Genomic DNA, 18,823 nt, shown 5'->3' with positions numbered 1-18,823 from the left:
CAAGACTTATATCCTTGCTCATCATACGTCTTGGACCCGCACCGTCCGGTCATGCCAGTTTTGCGTTGGCAGACAGGAAGGGACGCATCATGGACAGTGCCATCACGGCGGATGCCGCGCAGAGCGGGGCCGACTGGAAGGTCGGCGTCGATATCGGCGGGACATTCATCGATTTCTGCGCGCTCGAAGCCCGTTCCGGACGGGTCGCCTCGCTGAAAGTGCTGACGACGCCGGAAGATCCGGGTGCCGAACTGATGACCGGCCTCACCCTTCTGGCCGAACGCGAAGGCTTTGATCCTACGCTCATGACGCGCTTTGTGCACGGCACGACCGTCGGCATCAACACGATCATCCAGCGCAAGGGCGCGCCGCTGGCGCTGTTCACCAATGCGGGCTTCGAGGACGTGATCGAACTCGCACGGCTGCGCATGCCGGACATGTATTCGCTGTTCTGCTCGCGGCCGGACCCGCTGATCTCGCGCGACATGGTGTTCGGCATTCCGGTTCGCATGCGTGCCGATGGAAGCGAATCCAAGGCACCGGACATGGCGGCGGTGGCCAGCGCGGTGGCGGCGGCAAAAGCGAATGGAGCGCAGGGGATCATCGTCTCCTTCCTCCATTCATGGCGCAACGCCGCGCAGGAGGCCGCCGTCAAGGCGACGATCGCGCGTCTCGCGCCAGACCTCTTCGTCTTCTCCTCGGCTGAGGTGTGGCCAGTCATCCGCGAATACGAGCGCAGCTCGACCGCCATTCTCAACGGCTATGTCCATCCGCGCGTCTCGGGCTATCTGACGGCACTGGAAGAGCGGCTGAAGGACCGCGGCGTGCCGGCCCGCCCGATGCTGACGAAGTCGAACGGTGGGCTGATGAACGCTGCCGAAGGCAAGCGCGCCTGCGTCAACATGCTTTTGTCGGGAACGGCCTCTGGGGTCATAGGCGCTTCGTGGCTGGCGCGCCAGGCAGGCGAAGACAGAATTCTTACCCTCGACATCGGCGGGACCTCGGCCGACTTCGCGCTCATCATCGGCGGCGAGGCGCAGTTCGGAACCGGCGAGCTGATCGGCGAATTTCCACTGCATATCCCTTCCGTGTCGGTGAGCTCGATCGGCGTCGGCGGCGGCTCGATCGCAAGTGTGGACGCGCAAGGGGTGCTGCGCGTCGGGCCGGAGTCGGCCGGTTCGACGCCAGGGCCGGCATGCTACGACCGGGGTGGCGAGCGGGCGACGGTGACGGACGCCATGGTGGTGTGCGGATGGCTTGGCCACAGCGAGATGGCCTACGGCCAGCTCAGGATCGATGCCGGACTGGCGCATCGCGCGGTCGGCGACCTTGCCGCCCGGCTCGGCCGCCCGATCGAGCAGACCGCGCAGGCGATCCTCGACATCGCGGTGTCGGAAATGTTCGTCGAGGTCGAGAAACTCGCCTCGCGCGCCGGCGTCGACCTGCGCGATTTCACGCTGATGCCCTTCGGCGGCGGCGGCCCCATGCTCGGCGCCTTCCTGGCCCGCGAACTCGGGATGAGGCGCGTCATGGCGCCGCGCCGCCCCGGCGTGGTGTCGGCGCTGGGCGGGCTGGTAGCGGATCTGCGCGGCGACTTCATTCGCACCATCTTCAGCCCGCTGTCGAGCATGTCGCTTGCCGGGATTCGCGAGGCCTTCGAAGCCCTGGCGCGCGAGGGTCGCGACTGGCTTGCGGCGCAAGGTCATGACGGGGAGGGGGAGCTCAGTCTGTCCTGCGATATGCGCTATGTCGGGCAGAGTTATGAGATCGAGGTCGTCCTTCAACCGGAATGGCTGACGGACAGCAATACGGCCGCCATCGCGCAAGCCTTCCACCTCACCCATGAGCAGCTCTACGACTTCCACGATCCGGACGGCGAGATCGAACTTGTGAATGTCCGACTATCCGCCGTAGGCGCGGGGCCGAAACTCTCCTTCCCGGACGTCGAGGAGATCGGCGCCGCCGCCATTCCGGCGCGCCGACTGGCGGTCTACACGGGCGTAGCCGTCGAGACCATCGACCTCCACGACCGGCAAGTCCTCGTGCCGGGCAGCACGTTCCACGGGCCTGCCGTGGTCGTTCAGGAAGACACCACCTTCGCTATTCCCGCGGGAGCGCAGGTACGGGTCGACCGTCACCTCAACCTTCTGCTGACCTTCCCGGAGTAAGGCCATGTTTGACCGGACAAACCTGCAGGTTCTGGCGAACCACACCCGCGCTGCGGCCGAGAACATGGCGCACACGCTGCACCGCACCGCGCACTCCGCCTTCGTCAAGGAGACGCAGGATTTTACGGTGATGCTGATGGACCGTTCAGGCGCGACCTTCGCCGTGCCGATGGACCTCGGCGCCACCTGGTACCCGGGGCTCTCGTATCACCGCGCGATCGCGATGGTCGACGACTACCGGCCGGGCGACGTCGCGTTCACCAACGATCCCTATTCCGGCCATGTCGCCACGCACGCGCCCGACACGCATCTGTGGAAGCCGGTCTTCGTCGACGGCGAGATCGTCGCCTGGACCGGAGGGCATATCCACAACACCGACATGGGCGGTGCGGTGCCGGCTTCGCTCAGCCGGGCGCTGACCGAAATCCATCAGGAAGGCATCCGCTTTCCGCCGATGAAGCTGGTGAACGAGGGCGTCTTCGACGAGACGATACTGCGGATCATGAGCACCAATGTGCGCAAGCCCGACCTCAACATCGGCGACATCAAGGCACTGGTCGGCGCGCTCAACACCGGCGAGCGCAAGATCCAGGCGATGGTGAGGAAGTTCGGCAAGGCCGGCTTCATCGAAGGCGTTTCCGCGCTTCTCGACCATGCGGAGGCGCAAGCGCGCGACGTGCTGCGCTCGATGCCCGACGGCACGTGGGAATTCGCCGACTATGCCGACGAGGATTCGGTCGAGGCCAATCCGTGCCGGCTGAAGCTGACGCTGACGATCAAGGGCGACGAGGCGGTGCTCGACTTCACCGGCTCCGATCCGCAGCTCGGCTCTTCGCTCAACGTGCCTTCAGGCGACGACCCGCGCCACACCATGCTGCTGGTCGGCGTCTACTACGTGCTCTACACGCTCAACCCGAAGCTCCTGCTCAACACGGGCCTCACCCGGCCTTTCACCTGCATCGCACCCAAGGGGTCGGTGCTGAACCCGGTCCACCCCGCCGCCGTGGGCATGCGCTCGCTCACCTGCGCCCGGCTGCGATCGGTCATCTTCGGCGCCTTCTCGCAAGCGGTGCCGGAGCGCCTGCCAGCAGCGCCCGCCGGCAACAACTGCATCGTCAATGTGATGACCACGGACGAGCGGACCAGCCGGACCGTCATCGCAGCGGTGAACCCGGTGGTGGGCGGCGGCGGCGCGATGCCACATCGCGATGGGACCAACGGATCGGGCGCCGATGCCGCCTATCTCAAGAACACGCCGATTGAGATCACCGAGACCGAGACCCCGGTCGAGTTCGTGAAATACGGGCTTGCCCAAGACAGCGGCGGCGCGGGCCGCTGGCGCGGTGGGCTGGCGACCGAGATGGCCTTCCGTGTTTTCGCCCCCGATTCCAGGATCACGGCGCGCAACCGCGACCGCAGCTTCTTTCGTCCCTGGGGCGTGCTGGGCGGCAAGGCGGCCGGACTGTCGGACATGGTCGTCAATCCGGGGACCGAGCACGAGCGGCGGCTGGGCAACATCGACACGGCGGTGCTGCAGCCCGGTGACGTGCTCGATATCCGTTCCGCCGGAGGCGGCGGGCGCGGCGATCCGCATAAGCGCGAGCCCTGGCTGGTCGTGCAGGATGTACGGCGCGGCTATGTCTCGCCAACGGTTGCCGAGCGCGACTATGGCGTCGTCATCCGCGACGGCGAGGTCGACGAGCAGGCGACGAAGCAATTGCGTGCGCGGCATAAGCCGTCCGCCGGCCATTTCCATTTCGGCCCGGAGCGCGATGGCTACGAAGCGCAGTGGACGCCGGCGGCCTATGACCTGCTGACCGCCACACTGCGGGACTTGCCGGTCCACTGGCGGTTTTTCGCCAAGACGGAGATCTTCCGTCGCATGAAGGGGCGCTCGGGACCGGAAGGCGTCCAGGCCGCATTCGATGCGGTCTGCGAACGCTTCCCCGAACTGCCCCGTCCTCGCCCCGTGCGAGAGGCAGCGGAATGATCACCGCCGGCCGCATCGTCCGGCTGGCCGAGCGCGACCGCGCAGTGGTGCATTTCTTTCTCGACGGTGAGATGCGCGGCGCCCTTGCGGGCGACACCGTGCTGACCGCAATGCTGGCATCAGGACACGCATTGCGAAAATCCGAGTTCGGACCCGAGCCGCGCGCCGGCTTCTGCCTGATGGGAGCCTGCCAGGATTGCTGGGTATGGCAGGACGAGGGACCGCGCCTGCGGGCGTGCTCGGCACTTGTCAGCGAAGGCATGCGGTTGCGCACGACGCCACCGGAGAGCTGGCCGTGAGCGAGACCTCGTCGCCGCGGATCGTGATCGTGGGCGCCGGTCCGGCCGGCATAAGGGCGGCCGCGACGCTGGTCGAGGCGGGACTCCATCCGGTGGTGATCGACGAAGGGCAGCGCGCGGGTGGGCAGATCTACAGGCGCCCCCCGGCCGGGTTCACCCGTACCGCGAAGCAGCTCTACGGATCGGAGGCGGCGAAGGCGGATGCGCTGCATTCGCTCTTCGACCGGCTGGCAGCAGAAGGGCGGCTCACCCATAGCGCAGCGAGCTCGGTCATCGCCGTGCAGGACGGGCGACTGCACGTTCTGGGGGAGGGCGGCGTGCAGGTGGTCTTCTATGACCGCCTGATCCTTGCCACCGGCGCGTCCGACCGCGTCGCCCCGGTGCCGGGCTGGCAGAGCGCTGGCGTCTACAGCCTTGGCGCGGCGCAGATCGCGCTGAAGGCGCAGGGCGTGGCGCTTGGGCGGCGCATCGTGCTGTTCGGATCGGGGCCTTTGCTGACGCTGGTCGGCGCCCAGCTTGTCAAGGCGGGAGCTGATGTGACGGCGGTGTTGGACACCTCGCCCTGGCGCCAGCAGATGCGAGGGGCCTGGGGACTTGCGGCCCGGCCATTGGTTGCGCTGCGCGGCCTGGCCCTGCGAGCAAGGCTCGGCAGCCGCTACCATGCGGGTGTGACGCTCGAACGGATCGAGGCCGACCAACATGGTGTCACAGCGATGCGCTGGCGCGACGCCGGCGGAAGGCAGCGCCTCACTCCATGCGACATGATCGGCATGGGCTGGCACCTGCGGGCGGAAACGCATCTGGCGGAGCTCGCGCGATGCACCTTCACCTATGACGAACAGTGGCGGCAATGGCTGCCAAAGGCCGACCAGATGGGTCGTGCCGGCAACGACGTCTATCTTGCGGGCGATGGGGTTCATCTTCTGGGAGCGGATGGCGCGGAGATAGCTGGGCGTCTCGCTGCGGCGGCATGCCTTGCCGATCTCGGACATCCGTTGCCTTCCGCAAGTGCCGATTTGCGCAAGCTTGCGCGGCTCGAGCGCTTTGCCCGTGGCCTGGCTCGGGCCTTTCCCTGGCCGGCCGCGATGGTGCGCGCGCTCCCCGATGAAGCGATCGTTTGCCGCTGCGAGAATGTGAGTGCCAAAGACGTACGCCAGAGTGTGGATTTCGGCGGCGGCGAAGCCAACAGGGCGAAATCGCTGTCGCGCGTCGGCATGGGGCGATGCCAGGGGCGCTATTGCCAGTTGGCTGCCGTCGAGCTCGTTGCGGCGCAAGCCGGCTGCATGCCCGACGCTGTCGGCCGGTTTCGCGGGCAGGCGCCTGTCCGGCCGGCGCCTATCGGCGCCTTTCTCCGGAACGGCTGATGCAGTTCCGGAGGCCGTGCACGGATGGCATGGATCACGTCCTAGAGCAATTCCAGGAAAAGTGTGAAACGGTTTTCCGTCCGGAATTGCGTAAAAACAAAGACATAGAGCGGTTCGGCGTTTCCGTTAAACGATGAACCGCTCTAGAAATCGGCGACCTTCCCCCAGGCCGAAGCGTCGAAGCGCCGGGGATCATAGGATGTCGGGTCGACGATCGGCTCCGCTCCAGTCACCAGATCGGCGACGAGATGCCCGGCGCCGGGCCCAATGCCGAAGCCGTGTCCCGAAAATCCGGCAGCTAGGAAGAAACCCGGCACAGTATCGATCTCGCCGATGGCGGGCACGCCGTCCGGCGTGCTGTCGATGTAGCCGGCCCAGGCCGCATTGATCCTGGTCTGGCGCAGTGCCGGCAGCAGCTCGAGCGCCCGGGCGTGGGTAAGCCGAATGGTCGCGCGATCCGGAACCGGGTCGAGGATGCGCATGCGCTCCATCGGCGTCGGCTGGTCAAGCCGCCAGTGCCGGAGCGTTTCGTGGCCCGAGCACATGCCCTGAAGACCGCCGGGCGCGAGGCTTCGCCACCGCTTCAGGAACATCGGCAGGAATTGCGACGAGAAGCGCAGCTGCTGCGGCGTGACGTCGACGCGGCCGCGTCCGCTTATGGCCAGGGTGTAGCCGCCGTCGCCGCGACGCGTGGCCGAGATCCTTGCCGTGTGCAGCGCATCCGGCAGACCTTCAGCGCCCGGCGAGACGGACAGGATGGAGGAACGGATCGACGCCTGCGGAAAGCGAAAGCCGAACTGCCGGCAGAAGGAGGAGGCCCAGGCGCCGCCGGCCAGGACGGCCAGCTTCGTCCGGATCGTCCCGCTTTCGGTGACCACGCCGCTGAGGCGACCGCCCTCGGTCTCGATACCGCGCGCGGCGCAATTCTGGTGCACGGAGCCGCTGAGCTTGAGGATGCCGCGGGCGACTGAGGGTGCGGCCCGCGACGGGTCGGCGGTGCCGTCGGTCGGCGAGAAGACGCCGCCCTTCCAGGCCCGGCCCGTGGCGCGACCCCGCTCGCTGGCCTTGGCGCCGTCGAGCATGTGCGTGGTGACGCCGGCCGTCCTGGCGAAGTCATGCCAGCGCGCCCAGCCGGCCAGCTCCGCCTCGTCATCGCTGAGATAGAGCAGGCCACAGCGGCGAAAGCCGGTGTCCTCGCCGGTTTCCGCCGCGAAGCTGTTCCACAGATCGAGGCTTCGGGTTGCCATTGGCAGCTCGCGGGCGTCGCGGTTCTGTTGGCGGCACCATCCCCAGTTTCTGGAGGATTGTTCGGCGCCGATGCGCCCCTTTTCGACAAGAGCGACCTGCATGCCGCGTCTGGCCAGATAGTAGGCCGCAAAGACGCCGACGATGCCGCCGCCGATCACCACGGCGTCCGCGGACTGTGGCGGTTCGCCAGATGTCTCGATTTGCTGCAGCTGCGCGCGCATGGTCTCTCTGCCTCGATACGCCAATCTAACGCGTTGCGCAGGCAGCCGCTGCTGCAGTTGAGGCCGAGGCAGAATTTTATTCCGGCAGCTCGGTTAAAATCGGAAGTCGCTGCGTTTCAAAGTGGTGTCGGCTTGGATGGACAGGCCGGCCGGCTGTGGTAGTGTCGATGGCTGTTGATACGGCAGCATTTTGTGCTGTGGCATGCGTTCTCCGGAGACGGCCGTGAAACTGGATCGGATCGACATCAAAATTCTGCACGAATTGCAGAAGAACGGTCGCATCACCAATGTGGAACTGGCCGATCTGGTGCATCTGTCGCCGAGCCCATGCCTGATGCGGGTCAAGAAACTCCAGTCGGAAGGCTACATCGAAGGCTATTCCGCGCAGATCAATATTGGCAAGCTTGGCCAGACGCTGACCGTTTTCACCGAAATCACCTTGAAGAACCACCGTCAGATTGACTTCGCCCGCTTTCTCGCTGTCGTGGAGAAGATCGAGCAGGTCATCGAATGCCATCTCGTGTCGGGTGGCTACGACTATTTGATGAAATTCGTGACCTCCGGCATTAGTGAGTATCAGACGATCATGGAGCGGCTGACCGACATGGATATCGGCATCGACAAGTATTTCAGCTTCGTGGTGCTGAAATCCCCCATCGTCAAGGCGCACATGCCGCTGCCCAGCCTGTTTCCGATGTAGTCAGAGCAATTCCAGGAAGAGCAATTCCAGGAAAAGTGTGAAGCGGTTTTCCCGGGAAAGGCGCGCGACGCTTTCCCTTGGGAATTGCGCCAAAAAGGAAAGAGATAGAGCGGTTCGCGGTTTCCGTGAAATGGCGAACCGCTCTATCGGTGTCCGTATTGGCTGACGAGTTCGGGGTCGCGGACGAGGCCGTCGAGCCAGGTCGGGTCGAGCTTCGGGACCGAGGAGAACAGAAGCTTGGAATAGGGGTGGGTGGGCGCCGTCAGTTTGTCGGGCGTGATCTGCTCCACCCGCTCGCCATTGTACATGACCATGATCTCGTCGCAGATGGCCTCGACGACGGAGAGGTCGTGGCTGATAAAGATGTAGGAGAGTCCCAGCTCGCGCTGCAGCTCCTTGAGCAGTTCGATCACTGCCGCCGCCACCACCGTGTCGAGGGCCGAGGTGATCTCGTCGCAGATGATCAGCTTGGGATTGGCCGCCAGCGCGCGTGCAAAGTTCACCCGTTGCTTCTGGCCGCCAGAGAGCTCCGATGGATGGCGGTAGCGCAGCGTCTTGGGCAGGCGCACCATGTCGAGCAGTTCGTCGACGCGCTTCGAGCGCGCCTGCCGGTCGAGCCCGTGATAGAAGGCCAGCGGGCGGGAAATGATGTCCTCCACCGGCTTGGCCGGATTGAGCGCGGTATCAGCATATTGGAACACAATCTGCATCTGGCGCAGTTGGTCCTGGCTGCGTTTCCTGGCGGCACGCTGCAGTTCCTCACCGTTGAAGACGATGTGACCGGCAGCCGCCGGATGGATGCCGGCGATGAGGCGCGCCAGCGTCGATTTTCCGCAGCCGGATTCGCCGATAATGCCGAGATTGCGCCCTTTCTCGACAACGAGGCTGACAGAATCGACAGCGCGGATAAGTGGCAGTCCGTCATCCCGCACCGCGCCATAGCCGGCCGTCACATTGTCGATACGCAGCAGCTGTTTCGTCCCGGTATCCGCGTCCGCACGCGCTTGCCGCGGCTTCGGTTCGAAGGCGGCCAGCAGTTCGCGCGTGTAGGGGTGCTGGGCGGCTGAAAGGATGTCCGCCGTGGTGCCGGTCTCCTGCACTTCGCCGCCTTTCAGCACCACGATGCGGTCGGCGATCTGGGCGACGACCGCGAGGTCGTGGGAAACATAGACACCCGCTATCCCGCCCGCCCGCATGACCGACTTGAATGCCTTCAGCACGTCGATCTGCGTGGTCACGTCGAGTGCCGTCGTCGGCTCGTCGAAGATCATCAGCTTGGGATCGCCGATGAGCGCCATGGCCGCGGCAAGCCGCTGCAATTGCCCGCCCGAAACCTGGTGCGGATAACGCGCGCCGATCCCTTCCGGATCTGGTAGCGACAAGGCCCGGAACAGCTCGACCGCGCGCTGGCGCGCTTGCTCGGGTAGCATCAGCTTGTGGATGCGCGTGACCTCGATGACCTGCTCCATGATCGTGGAGGAGGGGTTGAACGAGGCGGCGGCACTTTGCGGAACATAGGCAATGTCGGTGCCGCGCAGCCTGGCGCGTTCCTTTTCGGAAAGCGCAGCCATGTTCTTGCCGTTGACGTTGATCTCGCCGCCGGCGATCCGGCAGCCAGGCCGCGCATAGCCCATCAGCGAGAGCGCTACCGTCGTCTTGCCGGAGCCGCTCTCGCCGATAAGGGCAACGATCTCGCCGTCGGCGATGTCGAAGCTGACGCCCTTGATGATTTCGACAAGCCGTCCGGAGTCGGTCTTTGCCTCGATCCTCAGGTTCCTGACCTCGACAAGATTGCTCATGCGTCCCGGTCCCTGATCTTCTGCGGCAGGTTGTCGATCAGCAGGTTGACGCTGATGGTGAGGCTGGCGATTGCCAGCGACGGCACGATGACGGCGGGGGCCGCGAAGGGCAGGCCGCCGATGTTCTCGCGCACCAGCGCGCCCCAGTCGGCGAGCGGCGGCTGCAGGCCGAGCCCGAGGAAAGACAGGCCGGAGAGCAAAAGCACAATGAAGACGAAGCGCAGGCCGAAGTCGGCCAGCACCGGGCGGATGATGTTGGGCAGGATCTCGGACCCGATGAGGTAGGCGGTGCTCTCGCCACGGACACGGGCGACGGTGATGAAGTCCATGGTATTGATGTTGACGGCGAGCGCGCGCGCGAAGCGGTAGGCGCCGGGGATATAGATGACGGCCAGCGTCAGGATCAGCACCGGGATCGACGAGCCGACCGCAGCGACGACCACAAGGCCGAACAGCTTGCTGGGGATGGAGTTCATGGCGTCCAGGAAGCGGCTGAGGCAGGTGTCGAGCCAGCCACCGGTGACGGCCGCGATCATCCCCAGCACGACACCTGAAAAGCAGGCGATGGCGACGGCGGCGAGCGATATGCCGACGGTGTAGCGGGCACCCATCAGAACCCGCGAGAGCATATCGCGCCCAAGATAGTCCGAGCCGAGCCACAATCCCTGGCGCATCGGGCCGAAATAGTCGTCGTCGACAATGTCGCCGATCGAATGGGGAATGACGTAGGGCGCCAGGATCGCGACGAGCGTCCAGGCGAGGATGACCAGCGCGGCCACGACGCCGACGAGGCTGTAGCTGTGGCCCAGGAAGGACCGTCGGAGGGTTGTCGCGCGCGCCATCGTTATCTGAGCCTCGGGTTGGACAATATGGCGACGATGTCGGCGGCGGTGATGAGGAAGAGATAGCCGAGGCAGAAGATCATCGCGCAGCTCTGGATCAGCGGCAGGTCGCGGGTCGCGACTGCATCGACCATCAGCTTGGCGATGCCGGGATAGTTGAAAATCGTCTCGACGATGATGACGCCGCCGACCAGATAGGACAGCGAGAGCGCGACCGCATTGACGATCGGTCCGAGCGCGTTCGGAAGCGCGTGCCTCAGGACCATGCGGCCGCGCGACGCGCCTTTCAGAAGCGCCATCTCGACATAAGGCGTGGAGAGCGTCTCGATCACCGCGGCGCGGGTCATGCGGATCATCTGGGCGGAGATCACGAAGGTCAGCGTGATCACCGGCATTGCATAGATGCGCACGAGGTCGGTCAGCGAATGTGCCTCGTTGACCGAGGACAGCGCCGGCAGCCATTTGAGATAAACGGCGAAGAGCAGGACCGCGAGTGTCGCGACCATGAATTCCGGTACGGAGATGATGCCGATCGACAGGATGGTAACGGTGCGGTCATAGACGGAGCCTCGTAGCATGGCGGCGGTGATGCCGAGCGTCAGCGCCAATGGCACCGAGAGCAGCGTAGTGATGCCCGCGAGTTTCATGGTGTTGACCAGGCGTCCGCCGATCAGTGTCGCGACCGGCATCTCGTTGGCATAGGAGGTGCCGAGGTCACCGTGGAGCAGTCCGACAAGCCAGAGCAGGAAGCGCAGGATCGCCGGATCGTTGAGATGCATTGCCTCGCGCAGGCCGGCGACTGCTTCCGGAGTCGCCGCCTGGCCGAGCAGGATCGATGCGGTGTCGCCGGGCAGCATGCTGGTGGCGAAGAACACAGCGAACAGCACGATCAAAAGCGTGACGGCCGCGATCCCCAGCCGCTTCAGCACGAGGTTGAGAACCCCAGACGTCATGGAAGCGCTCCCTGCGGTTGCGTCCGGCCAACAATCTTGCGCAAGGCAATACCGGGGACCGGCTGACCGGCCCCCGGCAGGCACCTCTTAGGCTTCGAGCCAGAGGTATTCCGCCATTGCGTAGCCCATCATGCCACCGAGCGGGTTCGCCTCCAAACCCTTCACCTTGCTGGAGAGGGCATCCACGTTGGAAATGTAGGCCGGGATGATGGTGCCGGCCTCCTCGGAGACCATAGCCTGCATCTGGCCGTAGATCTCCTTGCGCTTGGCCTGGTCGAGCGAGCCGCGCGCCTCGATGAGCATCTTGTCGAACTTCTCGGACTTGTACTGGCTTTCGTTCCACGGCGCGTTGGAAGCGTAGAGGAGCGAGAACAGGATGTCCGGCGTCGGGCGCGGATTGATGTTGCCGAAGTGGATCGGCGCCTTGAGCCAGTAATTGTCCCAGTAGCCGTCGGCCGGGACGCGCTGGACGTCGAGCTTCATGCCGATATCCGCGCCGGCGGCCTGGATGATCACCGCCATGTCGATCGACGAGGTCGCGGCGTCGGAAGCGATCACCGGGATGGACTGGCCGAGCAGGCCTGACTTCTGGAAGTGGAACTTCGCTTTGTCCGGGTCGAAAGCCTTTGGCTTGACGTCGGGATTGTGGAAGATATTTGCTGGCGAGACCGGCTGGTCGTTGCCGATTTCGCCGAGGCCGCGCAATGCCGATTTGACGATCTGCTCGCGGTTGACGAGATACTTCATGCCCGCCACGAAGTCGGCCTTGCTGCCCGGATCCATGTCGAGCCGGATGTTGAGGTCGGTGTAGTTGCCCGAGGTCGTCTTCGACAGCTCGAAGCCCTGCTGGCCGCCGATGAGTTTCATCGCGCGCGGATTGATGGAAGCCGCAAAATTGATGTCACCGGAGAGCAGGGCGTTGACGCGGGCGCTGTCGTCGCTGATGGCGATGAACTCGAAGGAGTCGAGATAGGGCTTGCCCGACTTCCAGTAGTTCTTGTTCTTGGTGACGACCGACCGCACGCCCGGTTCGAACGTCTGCAGCACGAAGGCGCCGGTGCCAGTGCCCTTGGAGAAGTCAGTGGTGCCGTCCTGGACGATCATGAAATGGTGCAGCGCCAGGATGGTCGGCAGGTCGGCATTCGGGTCGGCGAGCGTGATTTCGACGGTCGATTTGTCGACCGCCTTGAAGCCAGTCATCTGCGCGGCGATCTTGGCGACCTTGGAACCAACCGCCGGATCAAGATGACGCTTCAGCGAGAAGACGACGTCTTCGGCGGTGAGGTCCTTGCCGTCGTGGAAGGTGACGCCCTTGCGCAGCTTCACGGTCCAGGTCTTGGCGTCCTTGCTGTCGAAGCTTTCAGCGAGCTCCATCTGCGTGACGCCATCCTTGTCGAGGAAAGTCAGGCGGTTGTAGAGCGAGCAGCAGCGGACATAGTCGGTGGAGAGCGATGCCTTTGCCGGATCGAGCGTGTCGGCGGTCGATGACGACCAGCCGGCGGCCTTGAAAGTTCCGCCGGAAACCGGCTCGGCGGCGACGGCCTGGGTGGCACGGCCGAGCACCACGCTGCCCGCGGCAACCGCGGCGCCGCCGGCCAACAGCATCTTGAGCAGTTCACGGCGGCTCGCGCCCCGCCGAATGGCGTTTTCGACCATGGCATCGTCTGCGCTGGTCCAGTTTGTGATCTTGTCGGTCATGGTATTCCCCTTTCTGGTTGTTTGGTCGGGATGCTCGTCTTGCTGCGGCTTTCCGGGTTTGGGCTCAGGTTCGTTCCTTCAGGCTTTCCCGCACGGCCGCCGCTAATGCGGCCATCGAGGTGAAGTGGTAGTCCGGCACGGTGAAGCGCTCCGGCTCGATCGTGCCGCCATAGCCTTTCTGGGCATGCCGGCGCTCGATCCAGCAGTTGGTCAAGCCAAGCGCCCGGGATATGCCGATGTCGTGATACTGGCTTTGCGCGACGTGCAGGATGTCGTCCTTGCTGTCGCCCCTTGAGGCGACGAAATCGAAGACCTTCTGGAAGAACGCCGGATCCGGTTTCTCCGTTCCGGTATCGTCGGCGGTGAAGGTGGCGAAGAAGGGCGATCCGAGCCGCTTCTCGAAATGGTCGAGCGCCCAGCGCCGGGCATTGGTCATGGCAATCAGCTTGTGTGACTTCGCAAGCTCGGCCAATGCCGCCGCGCTGTCGGGGAAACCTTGCCAGGCGCTGGCGGAGTCGCGTAGGCGGACGCCGTATTTCTCCTCGACCGGCAGGCCGAGTTGCGGCGCGATGACCATGTAGACACGTACGAGATCGTCGGGGAACAGGCCCGCATCGGGCATGTAACGGGCCTGCCGATACAGGGCCAGCGCGGCTTCGCCATCGAAGGAAACACCAGCGTCGGCGGCAATCCCGGCCAGGCAGGTCGTGATGCCACCTTCGAAGTCAATCAGCGTGCCGACGACGTCGAAGGTCATGTATTTGAATTCGCTAAAGCCCCTGGCCAAGACTGGCTCTCCTCTGCGCGCGGCCGAATTGCATGGTGCTGAACAGAACAAAATTCCGTGCTGTCCGGGGCATCGGCCTTTTCAAAAACCCGGAAGTTCGGGGCTTCTGGCCTTGTCTTATAAGCAGTCTGGCACTTCCCCCGCGCTGGATTCGCCGAAAAGGCGCTGGGCTGCGGCACAAAATTGCGAAATCGTCTGCCCCGGCGCTATTTCGAAACACGTGGTATTTGTCGCCCGTCATGCCAGGGCCTGGCGGACGTCGGCATCGTCCAGCGTCTGGTCGAGCGTCCGGCGCGTGCGCTCGACGATCGCGTCGATATCGTCGTCCGTGCAGCAGAGCGGGGGAGCGTAGCCGATAACCCCGTTGGCAAAGGCACGGATGATCAGGCCATTGTCCCACGCCCTGTCGAAGACGCGCCGCGCCGGCATGGCCGATGCGGGAAGCGGTGTCTTCTTCTTTTTGTCGACCACAAGTTCGATCGCGGCAAGCATCCCGCGACCGCGAACATCGCCGACGAGCGGGTGATCGCTCAGGCCTTCCAATCCCGCCATCAGGCGAGCGCCGGCCTTGATGCCATTCTCCAGCAGGCCGCCTTCATAGAGCTTCAACACCTCGAGCGCGACGGCGGCACTGACGGGATGGGCGGAATAGGTGTAGCCGTGGCCGACCGCAGAAGCCCCCGCGCCATCGGCGATGACGTTATAGACATGATCGGCCATGAATACGGCGCCCATAGGAACATAGCCTGAAGTCAGCCCCTTCGCGGTCGTCATGAAGTCGGGAACGATGTCCTCCTCCGTGCAGGCGAACAGAGGTCCCGTGCGGCCGAAGCCGGTGATCACCTCGTCGGCGATGAACAGGATGCCGTACTCCCGGCAAAGTTCGCGCACCGCCTTGATCCAGCCTTTCGGCGGGACAATGACACCGCCCGAGCCCTGGATCGGCTCGGCATAGAAGGCAGCGACCCGCTCCGGGCCAATCTCCTCGATCTTGGCCTTCAGCGCGCCGAGCGATTCGGCGATGATCGCGTTGCCGTCCTCGCCCACCGGGTTGCGATAGGGATAGGGGGAGGGGATCTTGTGTTGCCATTCGAAGGGAATGCCAAAACCGGCGTGAAAGGCGGGCAATGCGGTCAGGCCAGCGCCGACCACCGATGACCCGTGATAACCCAGCTCGATGGAAATGAACTGGTCGCGCTTCGGCTCGCCCCTGGCATTCCAGTAGTAGCGGACGAAACGGATCGTGCTGTCGACCGCGTCAGACCCGCCGAGCGTGAAATAGACGTGATTGAGATCCCCGGGCGCGCGCTCGGCCAGTTCCGAGGCCAGCCGGATGGCCGGCTGCGAGCCGAGGTCGAAATAGGCCGTGGCGTAGGGTAGCTCGCGCATCTGCCGGGCCGCGGCCTCGACAATGCTGTCGTGGCCGTAACCGGCGTTGACGCACCACAGCCCCGCAAAACCGTCAACGAGTTGCTTGCCGGACGCATCGGTCACGGTCGCGCCCTTCGCCGATTTCAAGACGCGCACGCCGAGCGCCTCATGGCCGCGATATGATGAGACCGGATGGATGAGATGGGCGCGGTCGAGTTCGATCAGGGAATTGGCGAGCATTGTTGTCCTCCGGACTAACCGAGCGCCTGGTTGGCGAGGGCGTAAACTTTTGGCCGGGCCTGTGCCGCGTCCTTCTTGGACGGTCGGTCCATGGTGACGCCGCCGCCGACATGGGCGAGGCCGATTTCCCCGAGCCAATCGGCGATGCCGGTCCGGCTGTCGGTATCCACACGCAGGAAGGCGCCGGGGCGCGATGTGGCGAAGAAACGGATGAGTGCCTTGGCGTCCTCGACATTTCCCGCGATGACCGGCCCGATTACCTCGCCGCGCCCGAACGGGCGGATCGCGGCATAGGCGTCGATGGCGCCGTTGCGGCGGATGATGGCGAATTGGCCGCGTTCGGCCAACGCATCGATCAGGGCTTCCCGGTCGGCGCCATAGGCGTCGCGGTCCAGCGTCTTGATGTCAGGCAGATCGCCGGCGCCTGCTGCTTCCACACCATCGGGCGCGCCGAGCGCTGCAACCGTACCTTGATGCTGCCGGATCGTGCCGGAGGGCACAAAGCCCAGCTTCTCATAGAGAGGCATGCCGTCAGTCGTCGCGACGAGCCGCAGCGGGCGGTCGCCGGCAAGGACGAGGGCCTGATCCATGAGTCGGCGCCCGAGCCCCTTGCCACGCACGTTCCTGTCGACGATCACCATGTTGATCATGGCGCAATCCGTGCCGTAGGGCGTTACCAGGATGGTTCCGGTGACACGGCCCTGGTCGTCGAGCGCGACCACGCCCCTGGAGAGCCGCAGCGCCATCTGCCAGTCCTGCGGGCGATGCGGCCAATTCTCCTGGCGAGAAAGCGCCACCGCGCCCTCGATATGCTCCGGCCCGAAGTCCTGAATCTCGATCTCGCCCTGCTGCATGAGGCATCCTTCCGTCTGCCCTCAAGTCTCGACCATTGTCGCGTCGCAAATCGTCTGAAGGCTTCGGCCTCGGCGGTATCTTTCGCCGTAGCGCGAGGGGTGCGCCGCATCTTGTGCTGGCGCCCGCCACGGCGGAGGCGCTTCACGTCACGCGCGGCGCCGCGTTCGACACACCAGATGCTACAGCGTGCCAAACCGGATGGTGGATACGGAACTTTCTGCTTTCGGGAGGGCGATTTCGGTCAGGTGGGTCGCCACGACCCGTCCTATGATGAAAATACATCCCAACGCGGATGTGCTTCCACTGGAGATCGACGGACATGGCTTCTTTCAGGCCCAAATATATCACCTTCGACTGCTACGGCACGTTGACCAATTTCCAGATGGCGGAAGCGGCGCGAGACCTCTACGGCAGCCGGCTCGACGAGCCGCGCATGCTGGAGTTCATCAAGAATTTCGCGGCCTATCGGCTCGACGAGATCATGGGCGACTGGAAGCCCTATGCAGACGTCGTCCACAACGCGCTCGAGCGCTCCTGCAAGCGCAACGACGTCGCCTTCAGCGCCGACGACGCCAGGATGGTGTATGAGCGTGTCCCGACCTGGGGGCCTCATGCAGACGTTCCGGCCGGCCTGGCGAAGGTCGCCAAGGAAATTCCGCTGGTTATCCTCTCCAACGCCATGAACGCGCAGATCATGTCCAATGTCGAGAAGCTCGGCGCGCCGTTCCATGCCGTCTACACGGCCGAGCAGGCGCAGGCCTACAAGCCCCGCTTCAAGGCGTTCGAATACATGCTCGACATGCTGGGCTGCGGCCCGGAGGGCATCCTTCACTGTTCGTCTTCGTTCCGCTACGACCTGATGTCGGCACACGATCTCGGCATCAAGAACAAGGTCTGGGTCAATCGCGGCCACGAACCGGCAAACCCGTATTATGGCTATGTCGAGATATCAGACATTTCCGGTCTTCCGGGCGTGGTCGGGCTTTGAAACAGGCGGATCGTCGATGAAACTGAGCTCCTACTGGCACGATACCGCCCCTGTCTTTTCCGGCGGAGCGCAAGGCCCGGTCGAGGGGCACTATGACACCGTCATCGTCGGTGGCGGCTTCACCGGTCTCGCCGCTGCGCGCCAACTGGCGAAGGGCGGCGCGAAGGTGGCGGTGCTGGAGGCGGAGCGGGTGGGCTGGGGCGCATCCGGTCGCAATGGCGGGCACCTCAACAACGGCCTCGCTCACAGCTATCTTTCGGCCAAGGCGGAGCTTGGGAAGGAACGGGCAATCGCGCTCTACCGGGCGCTGGACGCCTCCGTCGATACCATCGAGGCGCTGGTCGCCGAAGAAGGCATCGACTGCAATTTCCGCCGCGCCGGCAAGCTGAAGCTTGCCTCCAAGCCGCAGCATTTCGAAGCGATCGCCCGCAATTTCGAAGCCCTCCATGCGGAAGTGGATCCGGATACTGCACTGCTGTCGGCGGTCGACCTCAAATCCGAGATCGGCTCGCCCTTCCACGGCGCGATGCTGTCGAAGAAGAGCGCCATGATGCATATGGGCCGCTATGTGGCAGGCCTGGCCACGGCGGCCGTTCGCCACGGCGCCATCATCCACGAGAACGCGGCGGTGACCGACCACAAGCAGGTCGGTGGCAGGCATGAGCTAACGACCTCCCGCGGCCGGATCAGCGCCGACAATGTGCTGGTGGCGACCGGCGCCTACACCACGCCGAATTTCGGCTATTTTCGCCGCAGGATCATCTCCGTCGGCAGCTTCATCATCGCTACGCGGCCGTTGAGTGACGCCGAGATCGCGGCGACCATGCCCGGCAACCGGACATGCGTGACCTCGATGAATATCGGCAACTACTTCCGGCTTTCACCGGACAGGCGCCTGATCTTCGGCGGTCGCGCGCGCTTCTCGGCGACCTCGGACCAGCGCTCCGATGCCAGGAGCGGACAGATATTGCAGGCCGGCCTCGCGGCTATCTTCCCGCAGCTCGCCAAGGTCGAGATCGACTATTGCTGGGGTGGGCTGGTCGATATGACCAAGGACCGTTTTCCGCGGGCCGGCTACCAAGACGGTGTCTGGTACGCGATGGGCTATTCCGGCCACGGCGCGCAGCTTTCCACCCATCTCGGCATGATCCTGGCCGATGCCATGCTTGGCCGCGAAGACCGCAATCCGGTGAAGGGGCTAGAGTGGCCTTCCATCCCCGGCTATTCCGGCAAGCCCTGGTTCCTGCCGATGGTCGGCCTCTATTACAAGGCGCTCGATCGGATTCAGTGATCGTCGACC

The 18,823-nt window shown here is 64.5% G+C and carries 15 protein-coding genes; 7 read left to right on the top strand and 8 right to left on the bottom strand.

Translation table 11 applies throughout. The features are described from left to right. Positions 1 to 89 precede the first annotated feature (89 nt). From AC1DX6_RS09695 to AC1DX6_RS09680, 4 genes are read left to right on the top strand one after another with little or no spacing between them, the layout of a single operon-like run. Complete coding sequence (locus AC1DX6_RS09695) at positions 90 to 2,168, top strand: hydantoinase/oxoprolinase family protein (protein WP_477312607.1); 2,079 nt, start codon at positions 90 to 92, stop codon at positions 2,166 to 2,168. 4 nt (positions 2,169 to 2,172) lie between these two features. Continuing rightward, on the top strand, positions 2,173 to 4,158 hold the full coding sequence (locus AC1DX6_RS09690; protein ID WP_477312605.1) for a hydantoinase B/oxoprolinase family protein: 1,986 nt from the start codon (positions 2,173 to 2,175) through the stop codon (positions 4,156 to 4,158). Continuing rightward, entirely contained in the window at positions 4,155 to 4,457 is a 303-nt protein-coding gene (locus AC1DX6_RS09685) for a (2Fe-2S)-binding protein (protein ID WP_477312603.1), read from the top strand. Before AC1DX6_RS09690 ends, AC1DX6_RS09685 begins: the two co-directional genes overlap by 4 nt. Then, positions 4,454 to 5,821 carry an FAD/NAD(P)-dependent oxidoreductase gene (locus AC1DX6_RS09680; RefSeq protein WP_477312601.1) on the top strand — a complete coding sequence of 456 codons (1,368 nt, stop codon included), beginning with the start codon at positions 4,454 to 4,456 and terminating at the stop codon, positions 5,819 to 5,821. Before AC1DX6_RS09685 ends, AC1DX6_RS09680 begins: the two co-directional genes overlap by 4 nt. A gap of 143 nt (positions 5,822 to 5,964) precedes the next feature. Here the strand turns inward: AC1DX6_RS09680 and AC1DX6_RS09675 are convergent, their stop codons facing one another. Continuing rightward, positions 5,965 to 7,290, bottom strand: coding sequence for an NAD(P)/FAD-dependent oxidoreductase (locus tag AC1DX6_RS09675; RefSeq protein ID WP_477312599.1), 1,326 nt, complete (start codon positions 7,288 to 7,290; stop codon positions 5,965 to 5,967). A gap of 223 nt (positions 7,291 to 7,513) precedes the next feature. Between AC1DX6_RS09675 and AC1DX6_RS09670 the strand changes: the two genes are divergently transcribed. Then, positions 7,514 to 7,990: an Lrp/AsnC family transcriptional regulator gene (locus AC1DX6_RS09670; RefSeq protein WP_192259777.1), complete on the top strand. Its 477-nt coding sequence runs from the start codon at positions 7,514 to 7,516 to the stop codon at positions 7,988 to 7,990. 143 nt (positions 7,991 to 8,133) lie between these two features. Here AC1DX6_RS09670 and AC1DX6_RS09665 read toward each other — a convergent pair whose 3' ends face one another. The 7 genes from AC1DX6_RS09665 to AC1DX6_RS09635 all read right to left on the bottom strand — a co-directional run bounded on the left by AC1DX6_RS09665 (position 8,134) and on the right by AC1DX6_RS09635 (position 16,534). Then, entirely contained in the window at positions 8,134 to 9,789 is a 1,656-nt protein-coding gene (locus AC1DX6_RS09665) for an ABC transporter ATP-binding protein (RefSeq protein WP_477312597.1), read from the bottom strand. Then, the gene (locus AC1DX6_RS09660) at positions 9,786 to 10,631 is read right to left on the bottom strand and encodes an ABC transporter permease (protein WP_477312595.1); all 846 of its coding nucleotides are present in this window, start codon (positions 10,629 to 10,631) and stop codon (positions 9,786 to 9,788) included. The genes AC1DX6_RS09665 and AC1DX6_RS09660 overlap by 4 nt, the downstream gene beginning before the upstream one ends. A 2-nt stretch (positions 10,632 to 10,633) precedes the next feature. Then, positions 10,634 to 11,584, bottom strand: coding sequence for an ABC transporter permease (locus AC1DX6_RS09655; protein ID WP_477312593.1), 951 nt, complete (start codon positions 11,582 to 11,584; stop codon positions 10,634 to 10,636). A gap of 87 nt (positions 11,585 to 11,671) precedes the next feature. Next, positions 11,672 to 13,282, bottom strand: a complete 1,611-nt coding sequence (locus AC1DX6_RS09650) for an ABC transporter substrate-binding protein (protein ID WP_477312591.1) — start codon at positions 13,280 to 13,282, stop codon at positions 11,672 to 11,674. Between the two features lie 64 nt (positions 13,283 to 13,346). Continuing rightward, positions 13,347 to 14,039: an HAD-IA family hydrolase gene (locus tag AC1DX6_RS09645; protein WP_477313673.1), complete on the bottom strand. Its 693-nt coding sequence runs from the start codon at positions 14,037 to 14,039 to the stop codon at positions 13,347 to 13,349. A gap of 267 nt (positions 14,040 to 14,306) precedes the next feature. Next, positions 14,307 to 15,680, bottom strand: coding sequence for an aminotransferase class III-fold pyridoxal phosphate-dependent enzyme (locus AC1DX6_RS09640; protein WP_477312589.1), 1,374 nt, complete (start codon positions 15,678 to 15,680; stop codon positions 14,307 to 14,309). A gap of 14 nt (positions 15,681 to 15,694) precedes the next feature. After that, entirely contained in the window at positions 15,695 to 16,534 is an 840-nt protein-coding gene (locus AC1DX6_RS09635) for a GNAT family N-acetyltransferase (protein ID WP_477312587.1), read from the bottom strand. A gap of 320 nt (positions 16,535 to 16,854) precedes the next feature. Here AC1DX6_RS09635 and AC1DX6_RS09630 point away from each other — a divergent pair, with 320 nt between their 5' ends. Together AC1DX6_RS09630 and AC1DX6_RS09625 are read left to right on the top strand one after the other, a co-directional pair. Further along, the gene (locus AC1DX6_RS09630) at positions 16,855 to 17,523 is read left to right on the top strand and encodes a haloacid dehalogenase type II (protein WP_477312585.1); all 669 of its coding nucleotides are present in this window, start codon (positions 16,855 to 16,857) and stop codon (positions 17,521 to 17,523) included. Between the two features lie 16 nt (positions 17,524 to 17,539). Next, entirely contained in the window at positions 17,540 to 18,814 is a 1,275-nt protein-coding gene (locus AC1DX6_RS09625; protein WP_477312583.1) for an NAD(P)/FAD-dependent oxidoreductase, read from the top strand. The last annotated feature ends 9 nt before the right edge of the window (positions 18,815 to 18,823 follow it).

This window comes from Mesorhizobium sp. P2_C4, from assembly GCF_056404575.1.
This window is presented reverse-complemented; position numbering and strand designations above follow the sequence as displayed.

What these genes read in the sequence shown, in the direction of transcription:
- AC1DX6_RS09695 (WP_477312607.1), top strand. Translation starts at nt 90, where the DNA reads ATGGACAGTGCCATCACGGCGGATGCCGCGCAGAGCGGGGCCGACTGG.
- AC1DX6_RS09690 (WP_477312605.1), top strand. Translation starts at nt 2,173, where the DNA reads ATGTTTGACCGGACAAACCTGCAGGTTCTGGCGAACCACACCCGCGCT.
- AC1DX6_RS09685 (WP_477312603.1), top strand. Translation starts at nt 4,155, where the DNA reads ATGATCACCGCCGGCCGCATCGTCCGGCTGGCCGAGCGCGACCGCGCA.
- AC1DX6_RS09675 (WP_477312599.1), bottom strand. Translation starts at nt 7,290, where the DNA reads ATGCGCGCGCAGCTGCAGCAAATCGAGACATCTGGCGAACCGCCACAG.
- AC1DX6_RS09665 (WP_477312597.1), bottom strand. Translation starts at nt 9,789, where the DNA reads ATGAGCAATCTTGTCGAGGTCAGGAACCTGAGGATCGAGGCAAAGACC.
- AC1DX6_RS09660 (WP_477312595.1), bottom strand. Translation starts at nt 10,631, where the DNA reads ATGGCGCGCGCGACAACCCTCCGACGGTCCTTCCTGGGCCACAGCTAC.
- AC1DX6_RS09655 (WP_477312593.1), bottom strand. Translation starts at nt 11,584, where the DNA reads ATGACGTCTGGGGTTCTCAACCTCGTGCTGAAGCGGCTGGGGATCGCG.
- AC1DX6_RS09650 (WP_477312591.1), bottom strand. Translation starts at nt 13,282, where the DNA reads ATGACCGACAAGATCACAAACTGGACCAGCGCAGACGATGCCATGGTC.
- AC1DX6_RS09645 (WP_477313673.1), bottom strand. Translation starts at nt 14,039, where the DNA reads ATGACCTTCGACGTCGTCGGCACGCTGATTGACTTCGAAGGTGGCATC.
- AC1DX6_RS09640 (WP_477312589.1), bottom strand. Translation starts at nt 15,680, where the DNA reads ATGCTCGCCAATTCCCTGATCGAACTCGACCGCGCCCATCTCATCCAT.
- AC1DX6_RS09635 (WP_477312587.1), bottom strand. Translation starts at nt 16,534, where the DNA reads ATGCAGCAGGGCGAGATCGAGATTCAGGACTTCGGGCCGGAGCATATC.
- AC1DX6_RS09630 (WP_477312585.1), top strand. Translation starts at nt 16,855, where the DNA reads ATGGCTTCTTTCAGGCCCAAATATATCACCTTCGACTGCTACGGCACG.
- AC1DX6_RS09625 (WP_477312583.1), top strand. Translation starts at nt 17,540, where the DNA reads ATGAAACTGAGCTCCTACTGGCACGATACCGCCCCTGTCTTTTCCGGC.